This window comes from Spongiibacter sp., assembly GCF_041602295.1.
Lineage (GTDB): Bacteria > Pseudomonadota > Gammaproteobacteria > Pseudomonadales > Spongiibacteraceae > Spongiibacter.
The window spans coordinates 1-11,004 of the sequence record NZ_JBFIGO010000092.1; the positions used below are offsets into that span (position 1 = coordinate 1).

Annotated in this window: 13 protein-coding genes; 6 read left to right on the plus strand and 7 right to left on the minus strand. The window is 58.3% G+C overall.

What is annotated here, in order from left to right; genetic code table 11:
* The 3 genes from ABYM29_RS12670 to ABYM29_RS12680 form a co-directional block, all read left to right on the plus strand.
* Positions 1–214 (plus strand): transposase (locus tag ABYM29_RS12670; RefSeq protein WP_372865136.1); only part of this gene is annotated, 214 nt, incomplete at its 5' end.
* Positions 215–403: 189 nt separating this feature from the next.
* Positions 404–1,039 carry a DUF998 domain-containing protein gene (locus tag ABYM29_RS12675; RefSeq protein WP_372865137.1) on the plus strand — a complete coding sequence of 212 codons (636 nt, stop codon included), beginning with the start codon at positions 404–406 and terminating at the stop codon, positions 1,037–1,039.
* 44 nt (positions 1,040–1,083) lie between these two features.
* A complete protein-coding gene (locus ABYM29_RS12680) occupies positions 1,084–1,668 on the plus strand; it encodes an FMN-binding negative transcriptional regulator (RefSeq protein ID WP_372865138.1) in 585 nt (194 codons plus the stop codon).
* Positions 1,669–1,719: 51 nt separating this feature from the next.
* Here ABYM29_RS12680 and ABYM29_RS12685 read toward each other — a convergent pair whose 3' ends face one another.
* Positions 1,720–2,379, minus strand: coding sequence for an alpha/beta hydrolase (locus tag ABYM29_RS12685; protein WP_372865139.1), 660 nt, complete (start codon positions 2,377–2,379; stop codon positions 1,720–1,722).
* 305 nt (positions 2,380–2,684) lie between these two features.
* Here ABYM29_RS12685 and ABYM29_RS12690 point away from each other — a divergent pair, with 305 nt between their 5' ends.
* Both ABYM29_RS12690 and ABYM29_RS12695 read left to right on the plus strand, forming a co-directional pair.
* On the plus strand, positions 2,685–2,963 hold the full coding sequence (locus ABYM29_RS12690; RefSeq protein WP_372865140.1) for a hypothetical protein: 279 nt from the start codon (positions 2,685–2,687) through the stop codon (positions 2,961–2,963).
* On the plus strand, positions 2,964–3,263 hold the full coding sequence (locus tag ABYM29_RS12695; RefSeq protein WP_372865141.1) for a Dabb family protein: 300 nt from the start codon (positions 2,964–2,966) through the stop codon (positions 3,261–3,263).
* Between the two features lie 19 nt (positions 3,264–3,282).
* Here the strand turns inward: ABYM29_RS12695 and ABYM29_RS12700 are convergent, their stop codons facing one another.
* The 6 genes from ABYM29_RS12700 to ABYM29_RS12725 all read right to left on the minus strand — a co-directional run bounded on the left by ABYM29_RS12700 (position 3,283) and on the right by ABYM29_RS12725 (position 9,938).
* Positions 3,283–4,422 carry a GGDEF domain-containing protein gene (locus ABYM29_RS12700; RefSeq protein WP_372865142.1) on the minus strand — a complete coding sequence of 380 codons (1,140 nt, stop codon included), beginning with the start codon at positions 4,420–4,422 and terminating at the stop codon, positions 3,283–3,285.
* Positions 4,423–4,600: 178 nt separating this feature from the next.
* A complete protein-coding gene (locus tag ABYM29_RS12705) occupies positions 4,601–5,155 on the minus strand; it encodes a lipocalin family protein (protein ID WP_372865143.1) in 555 nt (184 codons plus the stop codon).
* Between the two features lie 141 nt (positions 5,156–5,296).
* On the minus strand, positions 5,297–5,776 hold the full coding sequence (locus ABYM29_RS12710; RefSeq protein WP_372865144.1) for a spore coat U domain-containing protein: 480 nt from the start codon (positions 5,774–5,776) through the stop codon (positions 5,297–5,299).
* Positions 5,767–8,664 (minus strand): fimbria/pilus outer membrane usher protein, encoded by a 2,898-nt coding sequence (locus tag ABYM29_RS12715; RefSeq protein WP_372865145.1) that lies wholly within the window; start codon positions 8,662–8,664, stop codon positions 5,767–5,769. The genes ABYM29_RS12710 and ABYM29_RS12715 overlap by 10 nt, the downstream gene beginning before the upstream one ends.
* An 18-nt stretch (positions 8,665–8,682) precedes the next feature.
* Positions 8,683–9,393, minus strand: a complete 711-nt coding sequence (locus ABYM29_RS12720) for a molecular chaperone (RefSeq protein WP_372865146.1) — start codon at positions 9,391–9,393, stop codon at positions 8,683–8,685.
* A 29-nt stretch (positions 9,394–9,422) separates the two neighbouring features.
* Positions 9,423–9,938: a spore coat U domain-containing protein gene (locus tag ABYM29_RS12725; protein ID WP_372865147.1), complete on the minus strand. Its 516-nt coding sequence runs from the start codon at positions 9,936–9,938 to the stop codon at positions 9,423–9,425.
* 583 nt (positions 9,939–10,521) lie between these two features.
* Here ABYM29_RS12725 and ABYM29_RS12730 point away from each other — a divergent pair.
* The coding region (locus ABYM29_RS12730; protein WP_372865148.1) for an NAD(P)-dependent oxidoreductase at positions 10,522–11,004 on the plus strand (483 nt) is incomplete at its 3' end.

An 11,004-nucleotide genomic window follows, 5' to 3' on the forward strand; every position in this document is an offset into this window, starting at 1 on the left:
AATGGCAAATACTCACAGTAAAGAACGGGTAATTGAGTACGCCGTCGGCTTTGAAGTAGAAGTTGTCGAATTGACGGAAAAGCAGGGTGTTAAGGCGAACCAGATAGCTGAGGTATTGGGCCTTCACCCGGTGATGGTTTATCGTTGGCGGCAAGAATACCGCGAAGGAAAGTTTGTGTTGTCTACCCCACAACTTGTGAGCACCCCCCAGTAGTTATATAAACCGACTTGGACGGGTCTACTTTTTGCGGGGCAGACCAGTAAAATTCAACACGAAATATCTCCCGCTTCTAATACCGGGAAAAGGCCACACACAGCGAGCGCTGGCCGTGACATTCAGTATAAACCGCCGGCCAGAAGCTTAGGCCGACACTACCTTTATTCGACAAGTCAGCAACAAAACATGAACCAGAAACTGAGCAAGATTGGCTATGTAGCGGGCATGATGATCCCGTTCTGGATTTTTATTGGGGTGGTCGCCGCGGGTGCAATGTACCCGGGTTACAGCCATGTTGATCAAGCGCTAAGCGAGCTGGGCGCACAGGGTTCGCCTACCCATGTCCTCTCCCCACTGATCAATAACTATCCGCTGGGCATTCTGTTTATCGTGTTTGGCGCCTCACTGGTAAACAGCTTTTCGGCTTCGCGTCTGGCAAGGCTTACAGGCATTCTCATTGCCATCCACGGGGTGGCGAGTATTCTGGCGGGCTATTTCCCCTGTGATATCGCCTGTAATCCCGAGCAACCATCGACCGCGCAGATTATCCACAACCTCTCCGGCTTGGTGATGTTTGTTTCCTTGGTGAGCGCCAGCGGAATATGGGTCTATTTGAGCAACCACTTATACGCGTCAGCGCGGCTGCGCTGGTTTTCGCTGCTGTGCACAGCAGCGGCCGTTATCGCTCTGGTGCCGATGGTTACTGCTATTGAATCCGGCTCGGGGTTCGGGCTGTATCAGCGAATCAACTACGGCGCATCAGTGCTATGGGTAGGCGGGCTGGCCTATGCCATTGGCCGGCGACGTGGCCATCCACGCTAGCCACTGCCGCCGCGCTGCCCGCGGCAATCGCACAAGGAAATATTGTGTATATCCCAAAAGCTTTTGAAGTTACTAACCAGGACGAGATATTTGCCTTTGTGGAAGAAAACGCCTTCGGGCAACTGATCTCCACCGTCAACGGCAGGCTGTTTTCCAGCCACCTGCCCTTTTTAATTGCCGAGGACAAAAGCAGAATACTCGGGCATTTAGCCGCCCAAAACCCGCAGCATGGCGAACTTGACGGCCGGGAAGTCCTCGTCAGTATAGAGGGGCCCCACGACTATATTTCGCCCTCGTGGTATCGCGGCCCTGGCGTGCCGACTTGGAACTACCAGGCCGTGCATTTTTATGGGCAATGCCGGGTCCTGCGCGATGCTAAGCAGTTGCAGGCAATCGTCAACGCACTGACGGCTAAGTACGAGGCCGGATTTGACGCGCCCTGGCAGCCGGAGTACAGCGCGACAATGCTGGGCGCTATCGTCGGCATTGAAATAACGATCAGTGAAATACAGTGCAAGTATAAGCTCAGCCAGAACCGTCCCGCTGAAGACCGGGCCCAGGTCATTAAGGAGCTACAGGCAGGCGGCGCGGTTAAACTGGCCGAGGCGATGGCGCGCAATGAACGCTAAGCCTGAGTCAATAAGGTCTGAGTCTTTGATTGCCGCCGCCTAGCGATCCGCTCAAGCCAACTGCAGCCACTCCTTAAGGCTGTTGCCAATCTCAACGATTTCCTCAAGGCAGACTTCGTGCTGCATGGGGTAGCTGCGATAGCTAGGTGTAAAGCCCATGCTTTGCAGAATTTGCTTGGCGGTATGCCCCATCACTTCCGGCACCATAGGGTCTTGGCTGCCATGAAAAATATGAATGGGCAGGGCCTTGTTCGCGTCCGACAGTTTTACTTCTTTGGCGGTGGCGAAATAGGTAGACATCGTTAGTAAGCCCGCCAGTGGCTTGGGGTAGGACAGCGCAGTGTGATACACCACGGCCCCGCCCTGACTGAAGCCCGCCAACACAATGCGTTCACTGGGGATGCCGGCATCCAGTTCGCGTTGGATTAATTCCCTGACCGCTGCCGAAGACGATTCTATCTGCGCTAGATCAATCTCGCGCTCTAGCGACATAGCGAGTATGTCGTACCAGGCGGGCATCACCATGCCACCATTTATGGTGACGGCTATCTCTGGCGCATGGGGGAACACGAAACGCACACCATGATTGTCGGGTAAACCGAGGTGAGGCACCACTGGCACAAAATCATGGCCGCTGGCACCCAAGCCGTGCAGCCAGATCACCGCCGCATCGGCCACCGCTTGCGGCTCTATTACTTCACATTTGAGCAAGGTCTAATCCCCTGAGCATTAATACGTGGCCGGCAGAATATCACGCTTAGACTATTCAATCCTGTGCTTGCATAGTCTGCTTTCCCTTGGGCAAGGCCTATAAGCTATTGCCCTCAATACCGCACAGACGGCAGATTGATTCAGGCTAAATCTGCGCCCTTACGGGACTGCCGGAGGCGGCGGTGCAAGGCGTAATTGGACGCCCTATCGACGCGTGGCCCAGCACGGCGTTTTGTTCTTGTGTAAACTCAGGGACTTGTTCAGGCACTTCTGCCCGCACTTGTTCAGGCACAGAGATTGGCTTTATGAGAGACCTACTGACAAAACTATGCTGGCCGATACTGCGGATCTTCGAGACCGAGCAAACGCCTGCCAACTACAAACCTTCTCACCGGGTGATTCTGAACGTTGTGGGGGCACTGTTCTGGATACTAGCACTGGGCTCAGGCGCGGCGGCGCTGAATAGCGGCCAGCTGGGCTCGCTGATTCCGGTCGTGGTGTTCTTCAGCGTCGGTTTCGTGTCGTTGATTATTGGCACGCTGGGCTCGGATGCGGCGGTTTCGAAGATATGGGGCACTAAATAAATGCTCAAGCACGTGGTACTACTCAACTGGAAAGCGGGCACGTCTCAAGCCGACATCGACGCGGTCACGGCGGGGCTTAGCGCCCTGCCCGAGGCGATACCTGAAATTGTCAGCTACCAGTTCGGCCCCGACGCGGGGATTTATCGGGGCAATGCCGACTATGCGCTGGTGGCGGAATTTCATTCTGAGGCGGACTTAAAGACCTATGTGAATCACCCCCGCCATCAGCAGTTTTTGCAGGAGGTAGCGGGGCCGATTCTGGAGTCGTTTCAGTCGGTGCAATTCGGCCTGCCGGCCTAAATCTTCCAGCCCAGCGAATTCAGGCCGCACCGTGATTAAGTGGGGTCTGCACCGACGCTAGCGTTCTGCCGCCGCGCTTGTCGCGATACATGCGCTGGTCGGCGGCGCTGATCAACTGTTCTACACTGAGATCGTTGCCCACGCTGCTGGCCATACCGAGACTGAGCCCGATATCTAATTTGCGGCCCTGGTAGTAAAACACCTGTTCAACGGCGCGTTTCAGTTTTTCAGCCACTTTCGCCAATGGCTCTTCTGTGGTGACGCCGGTGATCGCCACAATAAATTCGTCGCCACCAATTCGGGCAATAATATCCTCTTCGCGCAGTGCGCCGCGGGCGCGCCTGACCACTTCAACAAGAATGGCGTCACCAGCGGCGTGGCCATAGGTGTCGTTAATGGGTTTGAAGTTATCCAGGTCGATGAATATCACCCCAACACCTGCCTGCGAGCGCTTGCCCTTGAGCAGTTCGTATTCCAGCCTGGCTTGCAAAATATGGGGCCGCACAGCCCCGGTCAGCGTATCGACACTCGCCATGCGGTAGAGCTCGGCCTGGGCCGCGGCGGTTTCGTTTGCCAGGCTAGTGATAAGGCCGGAAAACCGGGAAAAGGAGGTAAAAATAATCATTGGCAGCCACACGACTGACACCAAGTAGGTGGCCCAGGTGATCGGCGAGTGCATATAGTCGCTGACCTCAATAGCCGGGCGCAGGGCGAAAATGCCAGAGGTATAGCAATAGGCGACCAGAGTGGTGACCACAATCGCGCCGCTCGCCAGCAGTAAACCGATATGGCGCGAGGCCAACATGCCGCCCAGCAGCGCGCTGGAGGCCAGCCACCAGCTGCCCGCGCCCAACATGCCATATTTGACCAGGCCGGCAACGCCGACGCACCACATCACCGAGATCAACGACCAGAATTTAATGCGGTAAGGGAGTTTTCCCGAAAACACCCAAAGCAGAATTGCGCCGATGCTGATAACAATATGCAAGGCATAAATCGCCTGCCAGCCGGTAACAACGGTGCGCGCCACAGAGAGGGGACCGCCGATAGCGCCGACCACGGCCAAGCAGAAAACAATCTGATTCAGCGCTTGCTGCTTGGCGTTCTCGATGACGAGCTGGGGGGCGGTGGGTTCGCTGAGTGGGTCCTTCTCTAACATACTCTAATTTCCATTTTAGAGCGGATGTGTTTTTTAATATTAGCTGACCAAGGGTGGATTTAAGCTAGGTGATTTCCCTTACCCGCGCTCTAGCCGATGGCTGCCCGGCCCTCGCCGTCCACCCGGCTGTGGTCAGCACGGCGGAGCACAAGAGGAAGGCACTGCGCCAGGCTGCTGACTAGGGAAACGCCGGCGGGCGCGGCTCAGTTTCCGGCCACTGTTGGGGCTGGCGTTTGAATGCCGCCATGTCGTAGCCCATTGCCGCGATGCGCGTCAGTAGGGCCTGGTAGCGCGCCTCGGGCAGCGTCGGCTCGCGGGCCATCAACCACACATAGTCGCGGGCGGCGCGGGCGACAATGCTTACCGAGTAGTCGTCAGACACATAGGCCACGCGGTAGTCGGCGTTAAACGGCCACAGGAATTGCATTCTCCACTGGGTATTGGCGGTATGCTTCACCACTGTGGCCGACGGCCGATAGGTTTTTAAGGGCGCGTTAAAGCGGCCATTGCGAAACCGGTAGGCCACCTCGATCTCCCCCGCCGCGCTCAGGCGATAGCTCTCTACGCCATTGTGGGCATGGCGCTCGGGGAACAAGGGAATAAAACCAATCACATACCAGTCGCCCATAAAGCGCTGTAGGTCTAGCGAGACGGGGGCCGGCAGAGCGGGTTTGGCCGTCGCGCAGGCAGCGAGCGCGCTGAGCAACAAACCGAGAACAGCCATACGCAACATAACGCGCTCCTTGTTTGAGTCATGCTGCGTTTACGCACTTGTGGGCAATTCGGAGCATCGCCTGAGCCGCGCTCGCTCTCTGCGGCAGATACCACCAGCCTGAAACCGGCTAAGCCCGGTGCTGTGCGACCGGCGGTAAAACTAAAACACCACCGTCACGGTGATGGTGTCGGCATAACTGCCGGCGGCAACATTCTGTCCACCCGGAATGCGGCCGTAAACGGTGTGCACCACCGGCAGCAGCAATAAACCAACCGAACCCGACACAACCGCCGTGCTAGCGCTGCCATCGCCCCAAATAGTCAGGTAGGTGGCATCGGTAAACAGGTTGTAGTCCAGGGTATTGGCACCGCTGATCAGCGTTCTGGGGTCAAAGCTGCCGGCGCCGCCCTGTGACAGTTCAATGTTGTATCCCAGCGATAAAATGCAACTGACCGTGACGCTGCCAACGCTGTCGACAGGCAGCCCCCCCAGGGAATCGTAGTCGCCAAAGGCCAAATTCGTGGCGCTGACACTGCAGCTGGCTGCCGCGGGCAGGGCCCAGCCAAGCAGGCCCAGACACACCGCGACCCGCAGGGTTTGCCTGAATTTGTTCACTGCCCAGCATTCGCTTATCGGCATATGTATTCCCCAATGTCTGGCATCGGCTCCGCTGTTTCGGGCACGCGCAGCTGGAAGCGACAGTGTTCACCCTGCCACCAGGCTTTTAGTTGATGCTCGCCCGGGTCAAGCTCGATAAAGCCCTGGCCCTCGGCCCCCACCAGCGAGGCGTTACCCGACGCCATATGCAGGAACTGCGCGCCAACAGGCAGTGCCTTGCCGGTGCTGTCGACCAGCCGGAAGCCCACCCAGCGAGCGCGTTTAATATCGAACTTCAGTTTAACCCCATGGCGATACGCCGGTATCACTGTGCGCTCCAGAGAGGCCACCTGAATATTTAACGGCATTGAGGCATCGTCTAGGCGAATCCGGTTGCGCTGGTAGTCGCGCAATCCGGGAACCAAGGCCTTGCCGTCGTCGCCAGTCGTCGCCAGCAGCTGATTGTCGCGATAGACATCGACCCCGGACAGCGTCCCGGCATCGACCACCGCAAAGCCCTGATCCAGCCGCTGGCTCAAAAACGCCTCCCCGCCCATAAAAGCCACTCCGCCGTCGATGGACGCCCGGTATTCCCGCGCCTCGCCCAGTTGGCCAGCCTGGGCACTAAACAGCCCAACGTCGGTGCGCAGGCTGCCGCCGGCCTCAAAGCGGTCCAGCTCGCCGGATTCCGCCATCAGCTGATAACCAAAGCCGCGTCCTGCCGGCAGGTTGCGCCGTACTTCCATGCGTTGGCTGGTTTGGCCACCTTCGCTCCGGCGGCTCAACTGCCCTGAGTTGTGCCGGCCCAGCGGCATGGATAGTGACAGGGTAAGACTGCGCTCAATACCGGCGCTATCCGGCTCCAGGTAACTCAGCCGCAGGTGCGCGCGCCCCCACAAACGATTTGAGTATTGTAGTGTAGCAAAGGCAATATCCGCTTCAGCTCGGCGCTCGCGTTTTATATGACTGAGCGACAGGTTACCGCCGCGACCCAAGCTAAAGGCCGCAAAGGCGGTGGACTCCAAGGCGTCGGGCAAGGCGCCGTCAGCCATGCCAAGTTGCGCGAAGTCGGCGCTGCGCCGGGTAGCGCTAGCCCCCACGCTAAAGCGATTGGCCTGCCGCCGAAACCCCAGTGACAACAGTTCGCCAGAGCGGCTATCTTCGTCTCGGCTGGCGGCCACCGCGATATTGAATTCGGCGACCGCCGGCCAGACAATATTGGCAGCCAGCCCCATTGCGCCATTATCCGCCGTGGCCTCGCCGCGAATCTCTCCGGTAAACCAGCGGTTGAAACCATAGCGATGACTACCACTGACGAAGCCCCTGCTGTAGTCATTGCTGCGCTGCGTAAACCCCTCCCTCAACACACCGGCCTCGTAGCTGTATTCATGCAAGCCGGCCTTGAGGAGTCGCGTACTGGTATAAAACGACCGGGTAGTGACGGTTTCGCGGCCCAGAAGGTCGCGTGTGACGATGCGCATCTCACCCGCACCGGTCACGACGGGCACATTGCTAATGGCGAACGGGCCGGGGTCGACCGGTTCACTGGAGCGCCGCACATTGTTCACAAACACATCGACTGTTGACGGCACCACGGTGTCACCGGCAATCAATTCCGTCGGGAAGGTGACAAAACCGGGCTGGGTGGAAAAATTCCTGCCCCACTTAAAGCCGCCAAAACGCACCGGCCGCCCCCAGGCCCCGGCATCGTTGAGGGTGTCGCCCAGGGTAAGGCTGCGCATTTGCTCGTGCCAGTCGATTCTCAGACTGGATTCGAGCCGAATGGATTCGCGCTCGCTGCCGGTCATATCCCGCAGCAGATGCTGGCTGGAGAAAAAGCCCCGCCGCCAGAATGCCCCCACTTCAAATTGCCCGCTAACCCTATCCCGCACGTCATTCTTGGAGCCAAACACCGCGTAATTTAGCAGCGCGCCGTGCTGCTCAGAATCCGGCTCCACATATTCAAAATCACTGCCGTCCACTTGGCTAGCCTGAAAAGCCTCGGCCTTTGCATAGAGGGTCAGCGCCTGACGCTGGGGGTCGAAAACCGGCAACACCCCCGCCATTGCCTGCACTGAATAAAAGGCTTCGCCGTTGCTTTCAAGGAATTGCTGCGGCATCCGCAATTTAAACTCGGTGAGCGTTTCAGCCGTTAAATAGAATTGCTGCCGATGGTCACTGAGTGCCTGCACCAGGCGCGATTGCCGCGACCCATTGACGCTGAATTCTAACCAGGTCTCCGACAGCTCGCCCTCCGCCTCGCGCTCCCCGCGCTCAATGCTGAGCAGGTTCCAGGTTGGATCAATGCTCGCCTTGAACGGCCAATGACCATCCAGCAAGAAGTAGTGATGCGCGCCGACCATAATCGATGGCCGCTGCGGCAGCGGCAGCGCTAAAGCCACAAGATCCTCGCGGTAAATAAACCAGCGGTCGCCCTGGCGCAGTACTTTTAACTCGCGGCCGCTGTTGTGATGATCGATCACCGCCCGAACAATCACTTCTTGGTAGCGCTCGCTGCCTGGCGAGGTGGGCTGGTGCGGCACAGGTTCGCCGGCATGGTGGTGTTTGACTCGCTGCGCCGCGCCCTTCGGCAGCGACCGCAACCACAGCTGCCCCTGCTCCAGGGTGGCATACACTCGCAAGGCTTGCAGGGAATCAGTGGGCAGATAGAGGTCGCCGCGGTCGACGATCCCGCCGTAAGCCGGCGTTGAAAAACCCAGCGCGGCCATATCGGTGGCCCGCAAAAACAACGCACCGGAGCTGCCTACCAGCAGCTGTACAGAAAATTCGGTGGGCACACCATTGGCTAGCACATTCACCACATGGCGGGAAAAGACCGTCTGCTTGTCAGCTGCGGTGGCGGTATCGGCCTGAGACGCCAGGGCAAGCACAAGGCACAAACTGACTAGCAGTCTTCCATGACGATTCATTGCGAGGCTCAACCACCCTCACTCGACGACAGCGCTGGTGCGCTGCTCTCGGCCAGCGCTCACCGTGACGATATGCAGCTTGTCACCTTTGGCCAGTGGACGTGAGGGCTGCGTCGACCACTCGCGGCGCGCTCCCGGCAGCACATAGCGCAGCTTTTCACCGGCGGCAATCACACTGCCCTTAGCCAGCAGGCGCCACTCGGTGAATTTGAAGTGCGCATCACCCGGATTCGCCACGGACAGACTGAGCTGACCATCGTCTCTCTGCCGCACTTGCCATGCCAGCTCGGCAGTCACCGGCCGCTCAGGCAGCACAAACACGGGCAGGCTCATGTTCAGGGCCAGCTTCAGGCCCTGCCCGACACCATTTTCCGAGGGAATTTCCTTCACTAAAAGGCGATACGCCTGCTCGCGTCCGACAGTGTCGCGCTTACGCAAGCCCACTCGCACAATCTGTTCTCCGCCGGCAGCGATGGTAAAAACCGGCGGCACAGCAATAATGTCGCGGGTTTCCTGCAAGTCGTCCTCGCCATCCGGCTGCTGCCACTGTTTAACGGCCAGTTGCAGGGTAACGGGGGCCGCCGCGCTATTGCGAACCTTAAGGGTGGTGGCAGGGCGAGCGTCGCTGAGGCCCAGGGTGACCGGATATACCGAATAGGAGCCCGCCGCTACGACAAACGTCGACAGCATCCCTGCGGTCAGCACCACTATCCTTAACAAGCGCATCATAGCTGCAAACCTTAGTACGTGACCCTAACTTAGTAGGTGACCGTAACATTCACTGTATCCGTGTAACTACCCGTCTGTGTTTCTTGCTGGCCCGAGGCAATGCGGCCATAAACCACTATCGGTACGCTCAAGCCTGTGCCCGTGCCGGTAACATCGTCAGTGCCAGAGGTTTCGCCCCACACATCGGTGCGGCCGACGTCAGTATACATCTGGTAGGACAAATAATTGGACAAACCGTCGGTCATCCGCCGCGTGTTGACACTGCCGTCGCTGCTATTAGTACCATCGTCCAGGGCTACCGCATAGCTGGTGCCTAGCGAACAGGTCACGGTCACCGAACCGGTGGCATCGATATTAAGGTTATTAACTGGCGCAACGTTGCCAAAGGCCAAGTTGGCGGCGCTGACCGAGCAGGAATCGACAACCGTCGCCGTAACACTAAAAGTAGTAGTGGTCGTTGCCGCAAAGGCGCTTGCGCTTGCCAGCACGGCCACCAGGCAACCCAACCGAGTCGGTACTGCTATCGCCGACCGAATACTTCCCATACACCTCTCTCCCACGACGACTGAATTTCTCAACGCATTGTTATAAGACACAACGCGCTATACATGGGAAAAGCCTATGGGAAGGTATTTATTGACAGAATAAGAAATAGTACCTACCGGCGTAAGACAGCCCGCAAACTACGACCGCACAAGCACTTAGTTCCGCAGGTATTCACCAAGCATGACCACCATGTACTTATACCTAACACCAAAACACAGGCGATATTAATTAGAGACTGCAACTTGCCATCCGCCTGGCAAGGGCCAGCCGGCGTCAGCCGATAACCAGCGCGGCGCGCGTCAATTCCGGCTGCAGCCGACAGCGCCACATAGCACAGGCCTGTCACTGCACGCCGCGGCCGCCCGCAGCCCGGCCCCTCGCTGCCCACTCGACGGCAAGCCCCCCGGCACTCACGCCACGGGACATTGCACCACGGGACATTGCGCCACAGCCGGCGACCTCCCCTACCCGCAACAGACGACGCGGCCATCGCCCAACATTTGCTAGGCTGCCAAAACGGGCTGATGGCCAGTATTTCAACGGCAAGTACATCGGCCAGCGATACACCACGAGGTAAGCGCGATGAAAATAACACTCTTTGGTGCAAGCGGCGCACTGGGCAGCGAATGCCTGCGCCAGGCGCTCGCCGCCGGCCATGAACTCACCGTACTGCTGCGCAATCCCAGTAAATTACCCGAGGCGCTGCGCCAACAGCTGCATATTGTTGAGGGCAATGCCCTGGATGCCGCCAAAGTCGCCCAAGCCCTGCCGGCAGGTACCGACGCGGTGCTGTTCGCCATTGGCGTCGACAAGCACTCGCCAGAAAACCTGTGTACAGATGCCACCCGCAATATTTTTGCGGCAATGCGCAGCAAGCAGCTTACGCGTTTTATTTGGTGTGGCGGCGGCAGCACTCTGGTCGAGGAGGACCGAGCGGGATTTGGCGAAAAATTTGTACAGCGGTTTTCGGCGATCTTCCTGCGGCTGCGGCATTTCGACAAGGAGGCACAATACCAGTTCTTGCACGCCAATCGGGATATCCCCTGGTTGGGCGTACGCCCACTG